This is a genomic window from Dehalobacter sp. 12DCB1 (genome assembly GCF_004343605.1).
GTDB lineage: Bacteria > Bacillota > Desulfitobacteriia > Desulfitobacteriales > Syntrophobotulaceae > Dehalobacter.
Genome location: NZ_POSF01000015.1, coordinates 58,324 through 74,700 on the forward strand (window position 1 = coordinate 58,324; position 16,377 = coordinate 74,700).

Here is a 16,377-nt window from a genome sequence, read left to right on the forward strand (position 1 = left end):
ATTTTCTTATTATTCTGCAACGGGATACTTACGAAGCAGGAAGATCTCAACGCGCCTGTTTTCTGCCCGGCCTTCCTCAACCGTATTATCGGAAATAGGGGAGTACTGCCCGTAGCCCTGAACTGAAAATCTTTCAGGATTCAGTCCGCCCTGATTAACCAGAAAATTCATGACGTTAATTGCACGAATCACGCTTAATTCCCAGTTGGAACGAAACTTCTCAGTATGGATGGGACGGTCGTCCGTGTGGCCTACGACTTTTATATCGTTATCCATATCATTTAGCATTTTCCCGATCTGCAGAAGGAGAGGGGAGAACGCATCGAGGATTTCCGCATCACCCGACGCAAAAAGCATCACATCCTGAATAACGATCTGCAAACCTTCCTTATCCAGATTTACTTTGACGTTATTATAATAACCGCTTTCATAGATTTCCTTTTCAAGTTGTTTTTTTATATCTGCCATCTTATCTTGTTCAAGCTCAGAAGCAAAAACATCCTCAGAACTGGATGGCTCAAGTTCTACCACTTGGTCGCTTTCCTTTTCTAAAAAGCTGGCACCACCTGCAAAAATTTCCTTAAAAGACTCGCTCAACTGCTGCAGTTTTACTTTATCGACTTGACTTATGGCAAACATAACGATAAAAAGTGCAAGCAGAAGCGTCAGCAGGTCGGAATACGGCAGCAGCCAGGATTCATCAACATGTTCTTCATGGTGTTGCTTTTTCTTCGACATCCTTATTCACCGCTGCCTTGTTTATTTTTTTCCTTTTCCTCTAGGATTTTTCTTTCTTTTGGATCGAGCATGCCAGTCAATCTTACTTTAATGCTGCTAGGGTTCTCTCCGGCCTGAAGGGCCAGAACTCCTTCGACAATAATGCGCATATTCTTAGTTTCGGCAGCAGATTTTCTTTTTAAGCGGGAAGCGATTGGGTGACAGACAACATAGCCGAGAAAAATACCAAACAATGTCGCGACGAATGCAGCGGCAATCATATGGCCAAGTTTTTCCGTATCATTTAAATTACCGAGCGCTCCGATTAGTCCTACGACCGCACCTAATACTCCCAGCGTCGGAGCATAGCTGCCTGCCGCGGAAAATATCGAGGCATTGGCACGGTGACGGTCCTCCATATTATCAATTTCCATTTCCATAATTTCTTGAATATAGTCATGCTCCAATCCGTCAACTACCAGGCTTAGCCCTTTTTGCAAATAACGGTCTTCAATTTCCATAATCGTCTGTTCAAGGGACAATAAGCCGTCTTTACGGGCTGTCATCGCCATATCGGTGATAAGTTCAATCAACGACACCGCATCATACGGTTGTTTTTCTCGAAAAAGGGCAGCTAATACTTTCGGAATGTTCAAGAATTCTTTTCTTGGGAATGAGTTCATCACGGCTGCAGTTGTCCCGATCAGAATAATAATGGCCGCAGCTGGATTCAACAGCACAGCTACATTGGCTCCTTTGACAATCATGCCTACGACTACGGCAAGAGCGCCTACAACGATTCCAATAATTAAAAAAATGTCCATTCTTACACCCTTTATTAAATTTTTATCTACAGATAGTCTGCGAATTATAAAAATATTGTATCATTATGCAGATTTTTTAACCAGCTCATTAATAGAAAATATTAGAGAATACTGTCATTTTTAGAAAATATTTATTAGTTTTTAACAGACAGCATATATTATCAAAAAGAAACATATAGCTATAAAATAAATATTGATCCTAAGATAATGATATATATCGGACAAAATATTTATGATATAATAATATCAGAATATTAAGAATATTGTCTAATACACACTAATTTATATTTTAAGGTCTTGATTCTTGAAAGGGGCTTTAGTATTCTGAATAACTAGAAAATTTAATAAGCAAGGGGTGGGCATCATGTTTGTTAGAAAAGGTTTTAGTCGTAGCTTATTCGTTATCATTCCTATTGTTATCCTTGTATATGTTTGCTCTCACTCCGTTCAACAAGCAGAAGGAATGTCTGCTACTGCGCAGGAGATTTCCGTGATTTATGTCATTTTGCCGAATGACCCCCAGGGCATTATCTTTAATCTTTGTAAAGAAAATGATTTGTCGTATGAATTGGTTTTGGCAGTTTATCGAGCCGAAGGAATTAATAATATCCAAATCACTACTGCAAAGTCAGACATAGAGAAGTTGGCATATTACAGAAATTACTGGGTTGATCAAGGCTATGCCGATGAGTTTGTCTTTGATCTGATGCTGTTATCTAATCACTACGGCCTTGAAGACATTCTTAAGATGGTAGAAGACGGCGGCTTATATGATCCTGATGGTTATGTCCAGCGTGTCGCAGATTTAAAATATAATCTTGAACAAAAGAAAAATGAAAGGCTTATTGAATATCGATGAATATGCAAAAAAGACATGAACGGATTATGCCCTACATGTCTTTTTTATCTTTCTTTGCAGATTTTAGAAGTCTCCAGTGGTAACTGCAGCTTGTTCAAATGTGGCCATTTCATCAGCGACTTTAAGGGCTGCCTCGACCATCGGGAACATCAAGGCGGCACCTGTGCCTTCTCCAAGTCTCATATGGAAGTCAAGTCTAGGTTTGAGCCCAAGCTGATGAAGAGCTAGATGCTGTCCAAGCTCTTCTGAACTATGAGAAGCAATCATATAGGAAGTGGATAGGGGTGCCAGTTTTGCTGCGGTTATTGCTGCAGCAGATGAAATGATGCCATCGAGGATAATCGGTACATGTTGATAGGAAGCTTCGAGGATTGCTCCAACGAGCGCAGCAATTTCGAGTCCACCAATTTTAGCCAGGGTATCAATCGGCGAGGCAGGGTCACACTGATTAATTTCGATTGCGCATTTAATCACGTTTTGCTTATTAATCAGGGCATCATCTTTTAAGCCCGTTCCGCGGCCAGTAACATCCTCAACAGAGTGACCGGTAAACACAGAGATTAAGGCAGCGCTCGGTGTTGTATTGCCAATACCGACTTCACCTGTTGCTAACAGATTAACACCAGAGTCAATCGCATTGGCGGCAATCCTTGCACCAGTCAGTATTGCAAGTATGGCCTCTTGACGGGTCATTGCCGGTCCTTTCGCCATATTGTCTGTTCCGTTTTTAACCCGGTAGGCCATAAGTTCAGGAGCGTCGAATGGGGTGGCAATGCCGATATCCGTACAAATAACATCTGCTCCGGCGTTCCGGGCGAGGACATTGATGCCTGCACCGCCATTTAGGTAACTATAGAACATTTGTTTCGTGATTTCCTGAGGTGCAGCACTGACGCCTTCGACGACAACACCATGATCTCCGGCCATAAGCAGGACTGCTTTTTTATTGATTTGGGGGTGTGTAGTGCCAAATATGCCTGCGAGCTGTTGTGCAATATCCTCTAAGACACCTAAGCTTCCGAGGGGCTTAATTTTCGCATCTACACGGCTTTTCATACCTGCCAAAGCTTCCTGATCGAGCGCTTTGATTCCGCCCATCAGTTCTTGTAACGCAGTTTCAAGTTCCTGCCCAGTCGCATTTTTCAGATTTTCCAAACCATGAAATTTTGTAAGGCTGCTCATTTAAAAAACCTCCAATTAAATAAAATTATTTGTTAGGCCATCCGTAGCCGATAAAAAATAAAACCCCACCACAAATTTTCTTGTGGTCGGGATTTTGCCGTCATCACCGCCGCTTTCCATTACCCAGGAAAGACTTTTACCTCTTAGGCAGGCCTCCTGACTCAGACTCAAACGTCCTGAACGCACCTTCCCAGCATACGCCAGTGGATCAGCGGGGACTCGTCTATACAGTGGTGGGTCCGTATCGGATTAGACCGATTTTCCTATTCTCCCCTTAGTGGGGCACCTAAGATTGTATACATATATTCAACTTCTATTAAGATAACGAAAATCATAAATAAAGTCAAGTCAAATTAATTTTTAATAATCGCTCAATCTGGCAATTGCTGTTAAATAATGGTTATTTACAATAATATATGGTATAATACGATTGCTAAATCATCCAAAGAGATATTGGAGAAAAAATGTTTAAATATGACTTAACACCAAAAGTTTGCCGTATCTGTGACATGATTATCGGTGGCCAACCTGGAGATAATCCGCCTCTGCTTATATCCTCAATATTTCATAACGGAGACCGTATTCTAGAAAGCCGCCGTGACAGGAAATTTGATCGTGAAAAAGCCCGTTTATACATTCTCAGGCAGGAAGAGCTGTCCGATCAGACAGGGATACCTGCCATAGTCGCTATGACAGCGGTTTCCGCAGATGAGATGAAGGAATATATTGATTTTTACCTTACAATCAGCAACCGCCCTTTTGCTATTGACATTTGGGGCGAAAAAGCGCGTCTTGATACGGCAGAATATGCTGCCAGCCTTGGTATTCAGGACAAAATTTTATATAACAGCATTACACCTTGGGATAAAGACATGATCGGCCAGGCAGCGGTATTAAAAGAATTGGGAATCAAACACGTGGTCCTGCAGGTCTTCGATGAAACGAACCAGACTCCTTCCGGCAGGGTACAGGCATGCCGTGAAATGCTGACAGCCATTGGAGCAAAAGATTTTTCCTCAGTCTTAATCGATACGACCGTAATGAATCTTCCGTCTATTTCTTTTTCAGCCCTGGCAGGTAAACAAATCAAAGCGGAAACCGGCTGGCCGGTTGGATCAGCCCCTGCTAATGGGACGTATATGTGGAAAGAAAGCCGGGAAATGTGGGGTGGGGAAGGCTTTTCCGCCATAAATGCTGCAGTGCATGCAGTATCGGCCGTCCTGTGGAGCGATTTCCTATTTTATGGGCCGATCAAAGGGGCGCCAAGCGTACTGCCTGCTGTAGCTGCAGCTTCGCTGATGGTTTCTACCTTAGCATATGATGAAAGCGGGGAGCTGCCGGCTAGTCCAACACATCCGCTGTATAGATTTTATGGTGATTTTGCTCAGAAACTGACAGAATTTGATAAAACCAAATAAAACACAGTTATTGTACATTTTGTAAGTGAATGTATAGGACAACAGCTCCTTTCTGAAGTGATCCTGTTAAGGATACTGCCTGGAAGGAGCTGTTTATATATTTGTATATTAGAAATTATTTCCAATATTCCACAAGGAGTAATTTTTGACTATACATTTCCATATATTGGTACTGGTGTTGTAATCGGATAAAAGTGAGGGCAATAATATGATTGCAAAATACGGAATCTTAATAGGGATAGCTTGTGGTACTGCTTTAGGAACCATTTTAGGAGCAGTGATCATAATATGCTTCGGCACATTTGAAACGTTTTTGTCTAAAACACTTTATCAGGTAAAACAGTTAAATGCCAGACAAATATGGGGAATATTTATCGCACTTATCGCAATATTTATTGGCTTTTATTTCTGTGAGGAGTTATTTCTAGGCAATCTTGTAGGGATAAATACAGATCATTTAGGTGTCTTTGCTCAAATTCTTCAAGCACCCGTATTTCAAGGGATGAGAATCGTCCTATATATTTTATTATGGTTGTTAATGATTAAGCTGCCGTTTCTAAGTTTTAAAACAATTGGCGTTAAAACACCTTACGGTGAGCTTAGTATGGAGGCTATATTGTCTGAGTCTTCCGTTATAAAAAATGCCATGTTGAATGAAATCAGTGTCGCCTTGATGGGGATATTAAGAATCTTAAACAACGCATCGGTCATTGAAATGATTAAAGATATCAAAAACATTGGCAAAGAAATTAATGATCCCTATTTTATTAAAAGTATCACAAAGGTAATCAATATCCAATTTAAACTATATAATATTAGAAAGACGCATTCCGATTATCTGATTGTCTCTGAAGAGATTGCCTCATATAAAAAAGTACCGATTGTGAATAGAGCCACATTAAAGGAGCTGGCTCAGGAATCAATTATTAATAAAGACTTTAGGATCAGCGACGATGCATCAATTATGGTTGTTCCTTTATTCTTTAAAAGTGAAGTATGCGCCATCATCTATGTTCAAAGCGAAAAATATCTGTTTCAGCAGATTGATGCTATGATCATCGATAGTATTTGGAACAACATTTGTCATAACAACGAAGCTCTCAAGGAATTGATCATTAATCGTGAACTAAATCTTTAAGAGGGAGAGGGGATTGATGAATATGCGAAAATCTTATAAGGTAAAGGAAATGATCGAAACAGTTGAAAAAGAAGACTACGGGTTCCTCAAGATTCTGCCTCAATTGCGCGAAAATAAGGTAACCGTAAAGCCGAATCTACAGTTTAAGAAACAGTTAAAAGAAGAATTCAAGCAAATTCTAGGTTTATAATTAAACTAATAGGCTCTTTTTACCCCAGTTAATTCAGCAGAAAACGTATCAAGCGCCACTAAGTCGCTAGGGCTTAGTTCTTTGATAGAAGTTTTCCCCAAACCACGAATGGCTTGTTCCATTTCAACCGTCATAGAACGTAAGACATTCGATACCCTTTCAGCGCTTAAGTTTATGTTCAGCTTTTTGTTATATTTTGATGCATAGCTAACAAGGACTGTAGGAGGCTCCCAGGGGATTACTTTTTTGTGCTGCTTGTTGGCTAAGGCATATAAGGGGACGGTACCCAGATAAATAGCATCAGCGCCAAGCGCAAGTGCTTTTAAACAGCTTCCAGGATTAAAATAGCCGCCAGATACAATCAGACTTATCTGTTCTCGAATTCCGCGTTTTTGTAAGTAACGGACCGCGCGAACTAACGCATGGAGACTGGGAATTCCAAAGTCATCCTGCATGGTGGGGTTGGAAACAAGAGATCCACCTTGCGTTCCGTCGACTGCAATGACATCAAACCCTGCATCCACAGCTAAACCTAAATCTTCTTCAATTTTGTCCGTGGCCATCAATTTCAGAGCAATGGGTATTCCATTCGCCTTATTACGCAGGTTATTGACCAATATGGGCCAATCTGCGGCACTTTGTACACCGGGAGGAGCAGGTAGACCCGATATACCTTGATTGCGGGATAAACCCATAAGTTTACGTGCTTTGCCTTTAATTTCATCCGGAGCTATATAGAAGACGCCTTTCTGCCCTCCTTGCGAAATATGTACTTCCAGCATGTCCGCAGAAGCAATTTCTTGGTCCGTGCGTAGCCCCCACGGCCAATTGGCAATTTGCAGAATATATTTATCCGCTTCGTCGCGTTCTTCTTTCAGATAGGGGCCTTCACCGGAGTTTGTAGCTGTCCCCGCTAGTTTTGCTCCCCTAGCTAAAGCTATTTTTGCGGGCTCACTTAGAGCAATTCCATAAGCCATTCCAGAAATAAGGAGAGGTATATTGACTGTAAGAGGTTTGGCTGCCTTGGGGCCAAGTGTCACTTTCATGTCAACTGCGGTCTCGCCCGATTTAGAGACCATCGTCATTTGGGGTGGAACAAACATAAGGTTATCGAACCCGTCAAACCTTTTTGAACTGCCAATCGGCCTATTAATCGTTGTCCCTTGTGTTGCCCTTAAATTGTTTTCAACAATATTTTGAACACCGGCCCGATGAATGGCAGTCCATAGCTCTATGACATTTTTACCGTATTCATCTGTTGTTAAAATGGTAATTGCTTTTGTTACATTTTTTTGAACGATTTTACGCGCTAATGGCCCGGTAGTTAATAAAGCTAACGGCAAAGATGCCAGCATTATTCTTCGATTTCTTGCGCGACGGATTATTAGGGACTTTTGTTCTTTGTGATGTCCTATGGCGTAACCAGCTGTTAAAATGGCTGCAATGGAGCCGAGAGTCTTAAAAGAAAAACTAAAATCTCGCGAATCTTTATTCATATAATGTCACCTCACATGTAATGCTTAGTTCAAAGAATTCGAATGACTTTTTATGATTTTTGATGAACAGTATTATTCTTATCCTAAATTTTAAAAAAATACCTTTTATTATTTGTCACTTCTAGATATCAATACGAAGAGGTTCGATTCCGAACCTTTATTTAACGATGTGAATCATGTAATGTGCCGATATTTCGTGACGCATGCAGTGATGAAAGAATTAATTGAATATTCCTTTTCGGAGTTAAACCACTTAACAGTGCCATACATGGAACACATCTCCAAATTGTTTTTGTTTCATTATTACCCGGTAGGGTTTTGCGTTGTCGTCGCCATCATCTTAAATTTGATTGACGCGCTGAGAAGTCTTTAACTGAAGATTAGAGTCCCGCCAAACCCGTAAAGTCAGGCAGCGGAGACTTCCGCCCCCAGCCAATAAGGCCTCAGGATGGAACGGAATGATTTCTACGCCTCTGCGGCTAAGTTCATTTTGGGTCTGAAGACTTAAGGCAATATCATAATGAATGAGAATATTGGCATCGACCGAAACAAAACTGCAGCCCCAGGACTGCTGTTCTTGGTCGGATAGTTCGATAATCTCCATTTCCCTGCACGCAAGATATTCTTGGACGTTGATTTCTGTGCGTTGCTTTGCCGTAATCAGATAAGTCTTCAGAAAAGCCGGCAAATAGGCCAAAGCTAGGCTTTCACTGATTCTGCCAAAAATCATATCCGGATGCATATACCGTCTTTCCTGGGGAATCTCCGCATAAATGATTTGCGGAAAGAGATGAAGTACCTTGCTGAAAAATTCTTCGAGCGTTCTTCTGGTATGCCGCTGTGTATCGGCAAGAAAAAGAATTTCAGGCGAAATTGCTAGACACCCTTCAAACTGATCCTGACCCTGAAAGGCATGAAAGAGGGGAATGCCGAGATTATCAAGAGCTTCTCCGACAACTGTTTCTTCTCCTGCCCGGCTGCCAGGACACATCTTGGAAAGAATAGCTCCTTGGCTCGTTATCAGGCAAGTATCGTTCAGATAGGGTAGATTGGGTAAGGAATGTAGGAGAGCTTTATTCTTCTGTACAACATCCTGGAGTTCCAGCACCTCAATTCCTTGAGCGCGCAGAAGGTCCGCATACCGTTGATGTTCCGACTGATACCGAGGAATATCCGGGACAAAATTGAATAAACATTCCTGATAGTTTGTCAGATTGACTAAATTCAGAGACTGCTGGGGTTTATGGAGAATGACTTTCCGTAAACGGCCCAATTTTTCCGTGCCAAATAATTCAGGATGGTTTAACATTGGATACCCCCTTGATAAGAAAAATTATCTGGATGTAGTATTCACAATTTGAGAACGGCTATGTTACATAATGAAAGTTTTAGGGCAAGAATAATAGACAAGAAGTATTTAACACGATATGATAAAATGAAAATAATTGTCGAAATAGAAAATAGGCCAATAAAGAAAGTGAGATTAACAAATGGCTGTACAGGTTTTAACTGATAGCACAAGTTATATAAGTGAGGAAATTAAAGAAGAACTCAATATTAGAACGGTATCTTTAAACCTTTCATTTGGGAGTGACAGTCTACGAGAAGTAGATATTGATAAGGATCTGTTTTATCAAAAAATGGCTTCTTATGGAATTCCGACATCTTCGCAGCCCTCTTTGGGAGAGATATATAATGAAATGCTTACGGTAATAGAGGAGGGAGATAGCCTCTGCTGTATTTTTTTATCTTCAGAAATGAGTGGTACATGTTCAACAGGTCAATTAGCGAAAGAGATGGTATTAGAGAAGCATAAAAATGCTAGGATAGAAATCATTGATTCTAGGTCAAATTGCATGCAGCTAGGGTTAGCGGTCATTATGGCTGCAAGAGAAGCAAAAGCGAATAAGACGTTAGCGGAGGTTAAAGAAGCAGCGTTAGAAAATATCCAAAGGAGTAGGTTTTTATTCATTCCAGATAATCTCAAATACCTCAAGAAAGGCGGCAGGATTGGTGGGGCCAGTGCTTTAATTGGTGATTTATTTGGAATTATTCCGATTCTGACTGTGGAAAACGGCATAACAACAGTTGTGACAAAAGTAAGAACGAAGAAAAAGGCAGTTTTAACTATGATTAATATATTGCTGGACAATATAAGCAAATATGGTTTAGGAGAAATCATTATTCATCATATCGATTGTCTGGATGAAGCAAAGGATCTTGCACAACTGGTTAAAGATAAGTTGAAAGCTAACGTAGATATCATGGCTATCGGACCGGTTATCGGCATGCATGTTGGTCCGGGTAGCATTGGCATTGTTTATTGCACGCAAAAAGCATTAAGAAAATGAAAGGTATGTTACGGAGAATATATCGAGTTGGTTCATTATTACTGAAAGCCCCATATCCCCTTAGCTTGATATTTTACCAAGGGATATGGGGCTTTTATACTTTGTTTTTCAATTGTAAAAGTCATTAAATATTACACGAGTTATCTTTGTCCCAAACATGGAATTTTTACATATTCTATAGTAAACGTAAAGGAGGGATGGTTTAAAACTTGTAAAAGTTACGTTCCAATTATCAAAAGTCTGCAACGGGAAATTCAAGTCAGGTTTAAAGTTCTTTAAAATAAGAAAGGAAGAATTATATGGCAAATCCTTGTGGTTGTGAAGACTCAAACACTAAACAAGCATCCTTAGCAGATATAAGTTCAGATCAAGTTGATCAAGTCGCTCAATGTCCAGTAACTGTTCATGAGACAGTGTGTATTGACGCCGATGTAACGATTACGCCAAGTGTTCAAGTTGGAGATGTTCGTTCTTTCTGTGTTGGTAACCCATTTATTGGATCATGTACCGGGACTCCATCACCAACAAGAACTTGTACTTTCACAGTTGGTCAGAGGATTTGTGTCCAAATTCCTTTAACGTTTAGTGCGACAGCTAGTGCAGTAGAAAGATCAATTATTTGCGGTACACCAATAACAGGGCCATGTGTAGGGACAGCTGGTTGCACTTTTACACGTGGCTTCTTCCTCAATCATCCAGACTTCACTAACGAATTGATCGGGGACGCAGGTGGCTCAATCATTCTAGGAATTGATCAACAGGGCTTTAGCTTTACTGTTACACCACAAAATGCAAGCACAGTTCTGTCAGGAAACACGCCGTTACAACCCGGCCTTCCACCTATTTATGAAAATCTCTATGCTCAGCTCCTTACAGCTGACCTTAACGTGCAAAATGGGGCAACTTGCGACTTTGCAACTACGATAATCGCAGCCGCAAATACCTTCCTAGCAACCTCCTCTCCGGACCAAGTGGTAGCCAGCAATCTAGTAAACGAGCTGACGTTATTCAACGAAGGGTTTGCTCCGGATTGTCCAGGGCATTGTTCCGAAGGGTAAATTTATTTCAGTCAAGGCTTTATTATCTCAAGATTCATTATTGTTAAATTGTTAAAAACAATTAAAAGTAATTTACAAGGGATTGCAACCATAGGTGGTAACCCCTTGTAATTTTATTTTTAAGCAATGGATGTTTTGGCTGGTGATTATAAAGGCAAGGCGATCAACAAAATAGACTATCATCAGCCTCAAGGGAGCAGTTTAACAATAAATAACATATAAACACGAGGGGCAATTTAAATGCCTTGACTTTTTGTTTTTTTCGGGGGGTATTTTAGAGGAAATACAGAAAATGCATGGAAATTATAGAATATTAAGAATTCTAACACATAGTAAGTATTCAATGGAGAGATTGTCTGGACATATTTCTTTTTGAAAGAAGGTGTATCTCATGAAAATGGTACTTTTGCCCGAAACTCGTGCTGGGAAATGGTCAGTAGGATTATTTATTGCTTTTATTGCTTTAGCAGTAGCAGGGGGTATAATTTCTTCAATACAAGGGGACACGATCGAATATCCGAATCCTATTAATAGTCCATTTCTTGGAACGGTCATTTATCTTATGTTTTCAGCAATAATCATTGCTTCTGCCATTGGACTAATAGCTGTCAAAAAACATAATGAACACTCTTTATTGGTCTATCTATCAATACCTCTTGGCATTGTACTTCTTTTTGGTGTTTTAATGTTATTGATTGGCAATATAATAGGACCACCAAGCCAGTAAATATAATTTTTGACGTGAATTCATATTTTTCGAGTAGAACTCATAAAGGATCTTATTGTGAGGACCGCCTGGCAGGTTATTGATTCCGGCTACTGTTGCTTGGTATAAAGCCTTACGTAAATAACTAGAACCACGTTTAGATATCTTGTTCTTACTTGCCACGAAGATGAGCAAACACAGTTTCATAAAGAGGAAAGCATCGATCTAGGACAGATCTGCCAATTTTGAGTTTCAATATACAAATCATGAAAAGGAGATATTATAAAATAAAAATTGTGAAATATATCACATGAGTAAAAAGGGAATTCTTAATAAAAATGTATATGTTCTTTTATAATTATAAAATATTATATTTTGATTGACCTTTAAACGATGAAATAATTAATCTTATTGACTGAGTGTCTAATTAAAAATCCTATAACTCATTTTTCATTTATATAATTGACTGCATCTCAATAAATATGAGGATTAAAATTACTTTAGGTTAATCTAACATAAATTCGTTGTCAAACTATATACTAAAGTCTAAGCTTTGCAATTAAATCAGAATCTTGTTACAAATCGTAACAAAACTAAAATTGCCTCGGAATTGACTAACTCAAATAAGCGTACAAATATTTCAAGGTACGAATACCTTACCCAATATATTTTAACGTCTTACAGGGCAAATATGAGGCTGTTTTTCAGAAGCATCTTTGGACAAATACAATAAGAAAACAGAACAATAATTATAAAGAGTAAAACAGGCCAGCAGACAAGCAGAGACAAATATAAAAAATACAAGAGCTATGAAGAAAATATGCGAGCGACAATATAGAAGTTATATAATTAAGCAAGCCATAAATCAAAAACACTGGAACAGTGCAATCACAATAGATTTATTGCTGAACACAAACTCCAATGAATGACCCCTATTCCTAAATTAATTTTACTTAACATAATATTTATTATCGGACCCAAATAGTTTTTAATAACACTTACACCATTAATAAACCTTTTTTGGTGAATTATAAAAATCTTAAAATACAGGTAGCAATAATCTTAGATTGGCTGTATACCGATCTATCTCCTATCTGTTTAAACGACTGTTAAATTCCCAAACTTTTAACCAAGAGTATGGATTGATCCATTTACCATTCGGCAGTTCAATTCCGAAATGTAAATGGTCAGGTGTTGTGATTGCATCACCTGTATTCCCCATTGTTCCGATTAGTTCTCCTTTGGAAATGCTGTTCCCGACAAGCAATGCCTCATTGACTTTTTCTAGATGGGCATAGTAATAATAGTTTCCGTCCTGGCCTCTTATGCCGACCCTTTCTCCACCAAGCCTGTTCCATCCAATCCTTTCCAATGTACCATTACATACACTGAATATCGGTGTACCTTTTTGATTAAAAATGTCAGTACCTTCATGCTTTCGCTGCCCCCCCTCCCTGTCGGCACCAAAGGTATCTGTATAATGCGAAGGTTCTTGAAGTGGGAACTGATATTCTCCTGGCGTAAAGAATAGATATTGATCAAGTAAATGGCGACAGTATTTTGCTTGTTTGATTGCTTCAATGTTCAATCCGGACCAGTCAAGATTATTGAAGTTAATTCCATTATCTAACTGCTGAACGAGGTGATTTGTTGTTGGATCAATACTCTCCTTATATGACTGGTCATTGTCCGTCATATTCCAAACTTGAATAACAGCCACATAGTCCTTCCATGAATCCAGTCTTACTTCTTGATAATGGATAACAACTTCAGGAGCTAGGAGTGACAGATCGTTATAAGCGTCTGATTTAGATTCATTATAGACGATTGCTCGCGTGATGATGATGGTAGGGATGGTAATCATCACAATAATGATCAATACGACAGCACCACGCCATATTTTCTTTCGGAATTGTTGAATATGTTTCATAGAGCAATAACCTCCATAGTTGTATATATGGAGGTTATATTAAAATATAGACTAAAATATAGAAATATAGAGACATAATTAAAGTTCGTAAGAATTACTTGATTATGACCGAACCGGAATATAGATCACCTGTCCTGGTTCAATATACGTACTGCGTAGGTTATTATAGCGCATAGTTTTATCCACCAGTGCACTGATATCACTACTGTAGTTGGATTCTGCAGCAAGTTCCCACAACGTATCCCCCTGTTGTATTGTGATCGCTTTATATGATGTAGGTTTGGAATTTTCAGCAATTAGGTAATTTACCACCAGAGACATTAAAAGCGCAGCAATAATTATCAGGCACAGCCCCAATACAAATACAATTTTAATTGAATTTCTTCTATAACGCATATAGGATCTAGATACTGCAATCATGATCATCAACCTCCGTTAGATCAAACATATGTTCTCTTATGTTTTGATTATAGTACGAACGGATGTTCGTGTCAAGAAAAATTACGAACATTTGTTTGCTTTTTTCCAATTTTTATGTTACGATCTAGTTAGACCAAATAATGACCTAAAATAAATAATCAGGAGGGATGTCATGACTTCGGATCTATCCTCACGTCAGATGCAGATTTTGGATAATATCAAGAAGGAGATTGCCTTAAAAGGCTATCCCCCTTCGGTCCGTGAAATAGGCGAAGCTGTTGGGCTCACGTCAAGTTCGACTGTGCATAATCATCTGAACATCCTTGAAGAAAAAGGATATATCAGACGGGACCCTACGAAGCCCAGGGCCATCGAAGTCCTCGATTCCTTTAATGAATACAGTACCAGAAAGACCGTTCACGTTCCGGTAGTCGGACATGTTGCCGCTGGTGAGCCGATCCTGGCCATTGAGAACATTGAGGATTCCTTCCCTGTTCCGTATGATATGGTAAAATCAGATACGGTCTTTATGCTGAAGGTTCAGGGTGAAAGCATGATTGATGCAGGTATTTTTGACGATGATTTAATTCTGGTCAGACAACAGCAGAATGCCAACAATGGAGATATTGTTGTTGCTTTAGTCGCAGACGGCCCGGAAGATGGCGCCACAGTCAAGCGTTTTTACAAAGAAAAGAACCAGATCCGGCTCCAGCCGGAAAACCAATATATGGAGCCGATTTATTCCGATCACGTAACCATTCTCGGCAAAGTGATCGGTCTGTTCCGAGATATCCACTGATATAATAGCGGGAAAAAGCAAGGGCGCAGCGGAAATATTTATCTGCTGCGCCCTTGTTGGCGGGTAAGACTTGAAGTATTACCTGTATATCATTTTATATGATCATCTTCATTTCAGATAAGAAGAATTCTGTTTGAGGATCACCTGATTGATTAAGGATAGACTCCCTTTAAGAGATGTGCTCAGGAAAGTCTTCTGTCGGCATCATCCCTGAATTTTTCGAATCCAAGTCTGATCAGTTCATCAAGAAGCAGGCTGTAACTTAAGCCGCTGGCTTCCCACAGTTTTGGGTACATTGAAATTTGTGTAAAGCCGGGCATCGTATTGATTTCATTAATAAAGATTTGCTCGTCTTCAGTAACGAAGAAATCAACTCTGCTTAGCCCCGAAGCGCCGACGGCCTCAAAGGCAGTCACTGCATAGGACTGAAGCTGTTCGATCAATTTCTGGCTCAATATGGCTGGAATGATCAGTTCTGAGCTATTATCTAGGTATTTAGCCTCATAATCATAAAAATCTTTGGCCGGTTTGATTTCACCGGGAATGGAGGCTTTGGCACTTTCATTGCCAAGGACGCTCAGTTCAACTTCCCTCGCCTTCACACCTTTTTCAATCACAATCTTTCGGTCAAATTTTGCTGCGTAGATTAACGCCTCCAACAGTTGCTTATCGTCTTCAGCTTTGGAAATACCAACACTGGAACCAAGATTGGCTGGTTTGATAAAACATGGGAAACCAATGCTGTCTGAGATGCGCTTTACCGCTACTTCGGGTGCAGCATTGATTTCACTTCGAAGCAAAGTAAGGTGCGGCACAATCGGCAGCCCGGCTTCTTTGAAAACAGCCTTCATTCGGTCTTTATCCATTCCGAGAGAAGAACCCAGCACACCCGAACCTACATAGGGGAACCCCGCCATTTCGAAAAGTCCCTGAATCGCACCGTCTTCCCCTTTAGGGCCATGCATGACCGGAAAAATAATATCACATCTGCCCTGATCCGGCAGTTTGCTTCCGTCTATAGCCTGAAAGTAAGGTTTTTGCGGGTTTAAAACGACTGCGACCTGTTTGGCGCCGTCCGTGATATCGGCTTTAGCTTCCTTCCACGCTTCCGGTCTTGCCCCCCAATACCAGCTTCCCTCCTTGGTGATCCCGATGGTCTGAATCTCATACCGGTCAACATGCAGCGCTTTGATGACTGAAGCTGCAGAAATGACTGAAACTTCATGTTCTCCCGATTGACCGCCAAAGATAACAAGCACTTTCGTTTTGTTGTTCATTTTGATTGTACT

17 protein-coding genes and 1 riboswitch are annotated in these 16,377 nt (G+C 40.1%); of the genes, 8 read left to right on the forward strand and 9 right to left on the reverse strand.

The features are described from left to right. Positions 1-9: 9 nt before the first annotated feature. The gene (locus tag C1I38_RS09065; RefSeq protein WP_119775106.1) at positions 10-738 is read right to left on the reverse strand and encodes a flagellar motor protein MotB; all 729 of its coding nucleotides are present in this window, start codon (positions 736-738) and stop codon (positions 10-12) included. Positions 739-740: 2 nt separating this feature from the next. Further along, positions 741-1,541, reverse strand: coding sequence for a flagellar motor stator protein MotA (gene motA, locus C1I38_RS09070; protein ID WP_119775107.1), 801 nt, complete (start codon positions 1,539-1,541; stop codon positions 741-743). Between the two features lie 364 nt (positions 1,542-1,905). Between motA and C1I38_RS09075 the strand changes: the two genes are divergently transcribed. Continuing rightward, on the forward strand, positions 1,906-2,400 hold the full coding sequence (locus tag C1I38_RS09075) for a hypothetical protein (RefSeq protein WP_165904936.1): 495 nt from the start codon (positions 1,906-1,908) through the stop codon (positions 2,398-2,400). 63 nt (positions 2,401-2,463) lie between these two features. On the opposite strand, the gene cobT is transcribed toward C1I38_RS09075, so the two are convergent. Beyond that, the gene (cobT, locus tag C1I38_RS09080; protein ID WP_119775108.1) at positions 2,464-3,582 is read right to left on the reverse strand and encodes a nicotinate-nucleotide--dimethylbenzimidazole phosphoribosyltransferase; all 1,119 of its coding nucleotides are present in this window, start codon (positions 3,580-3,582) and stop codon (positions 2,464-2,466) included. Positions 3,583-3,710: 128 nt separating this feature from the next. Continuing rightward, a riboswitch (cobalamin riboswitch) is annotated at positions 3,711-3,887 on the reverse strand. A 159-nt stretch (positions 3,888-4,046) separates the two neighbouring features. Here cobT and C1I38_RS09085 point away from each other — a divergent pair. The 3 genes from C1I38_RS09085 (at position 4,047) to C1I38_RS14030 (ending at position 6,328) form a co-directional block, all read left to right on the forward strand. After that, positions 4,047-5,000, forward strand: a complete 954-nt coding sequence (locus tag C1I38_RS09085; protein WP_119775109.1) for a tetrahydromethanopterin S-methyltransferase subunit H — start codon at positions 4,047-4,049, stop codon at positions 4,998-5,000. 208 nt (positions 5,001-5,208) lie between these two features. Beyond that, positions 5,209-6,138, forward strand: coding sequence for a hypothetical protein (locus tag C1I38_RS09090; RefSeq protein WP_243103669.1), 930 nt, complete (start codon positions 5,209-5,211; stop codon positions 6,136-6,138). A gap of 16 nt (positions 6,139-6,154) precedes the next feature. Next, positions 6,155-6,328 carry a hypothetical protein gene (locus C1I38_RS14030; protein WP_165904935.1) on the forward strand — a complete coding sequence of 58 codons (174 nt, stop codon included), beginning with the start codon at positions 6,155-6,157 and terminating at the stop codon, positions 6,326-6,328. Between the two features lie 5 nt (positions 6,329-6,333). On the opposite strand, the gene C1I38_RS09095 is transcribed toward C1I38_RS14030, so the two are convergent. Both C1I38_RS09095 and C1I38_RS09100 read right to left on the reverse strand, forming a co-directional pair. After that, positions 6,334-7,824: an FMN-binding glutamate synthase family protein gene (locus C1I38_RS09095; protein WP_119775110.1), complete on the reverse strand. Its 1,491-nt coding sequence runs from the start codon at positions 7,822-7,824 to the stop codon at positions 6,334-6,336. 340 nt (positions 7,825-8,164) lie between these two features. Further along, positions 8,165-9,133: an arginine deiminase family protein gene (locus C1I38_RS09100; protein ID WP_119775111.1), complete on the reverse strand. Its 969-nt coding sequence runs from the start codon at positions 9,131-9,133 to the stop codon at positions 8,165-8,167. A 181-nt stretch (positions 9,134-9,314) separates the two neighbouring features. Between C1I38_RS09100 and C1I38_RS09105 the strand changes: the two genes are divergently transcribed. The 3 genes from C1I38_RS09105 (at position 9,315) to C1I38_RS09115 (ending at position 11,960) form a co-directional block, all read left to right on the forward strand. Beyond that, positions 9,315-10,175, forward strand: a complete 861-nt coding sequence (locus C1I38_RS09105) for a DegV family protein (protein WP_119775112.1) — start codon at positions 9,315-9,317, stop codon at positions 10,173-10,175. Between the two features lie 299 nt (positions 10,176-10,474). Continuing rightward, complete coding sequence (locus tag C1I38_RS09110) at positions 10,475-11,233, forward strand: hypothetical protein (protein WP_119775113.1); 759 nt, start codon at positions 10,475-10,477, stop codon at positions 11,231-11,233. Between the two features lie 391 nt (positions 11,234-11,624). After that, positions 11,625-11,960 carry a hypothetical protein gene (locus tag C1I38_RS09115; protein ID WP_119775114.1) on the forward strand — a complete coding sequence of 112 codons (336 nt, stop codon included), beginning with the start codon at positions 11,625-11,627 and terminating at the stop codon, positions 11,958-11,960. Here C1I38_RS09115 and C1I38_RS14425 read toward each other — a convergent pair. The 3 genes from C1I38_RS14425 to C1I38_RS09130 all read right to left on the reverse strand — a co-directional run bounded on the left by C1I38_RS14425 (position 11,922) and on the right by C1I38_RS09130 (position 14,289). Continuing rightward, positions 11,922-12,146: a transposase gene (locus C1I38_RS14425; protein WP_119775115.1), complete on the reverse strand. Its 225-nt coding sequence runs from the start codon at positions 12,144-12,146 to the stop codon at positions 11,922-11,924. The two genes, C1I38_RS09115 and C1I38_RS14425, sit on opposite strands and share 39 nt — an antisense overlap. An 883-nt stretch (positions 12,147-13,029) precedes the next feature. Then, a complete protein-coding gene (locus tag C1I38_RS09125; protein WP_119775116.1) occupies positions 13,030-13,869 on the reverse strand; it encodes a M23 family metallopeptidase in 840 nt (279 codons plus the stop codon). Between the two features lie 102 nt (positions 13,870-13,971). Further along, a complete protein-coding gene (locus C1I38_RS09130) occupies positions 13,972-14,289 on the reverse strand; it encodes a LysM peptidoglycan-binding domain-containing protein (protein WP_158582041.1) in 318 nt (105 codons plus the stop codon). 172 nt (positions 14,290-14,461) lie between these two features. On the opposite strand from C1I38_RS09130, the gene lexA reads away from it, so the two are divergent. Continuing rightward, complete coding sequence (lexA, locus tag C1I38_RS09135; protein WP_020492519.1) at positions 14,462-15,088, forward strand: transcriptional repressor LexA; 627 nt, start codon at positions 14,462-14,464, stop codon at positions 15,086-15,088. Positions 15,089-15,270: 182 nt separating this feature from the next. On the opposite strand, the gene C1I38_RS09140 is transcribed toward lexA, so the two are convergent. Then, on the reverse strand, positions 15,271-16,365 hold the full coding sequence (locus C1I38_RS09140; RefSeq protein WP_119775118.1) for a D-alanine--D-alanine ligase family protein: 1,095 nt from the start codon (positions 16,363-16,365) through the stop codon (positions 15,271-15,273). Between the last annotated feature and the right edge of the window lie 12 nt (positions 16,366-16,377).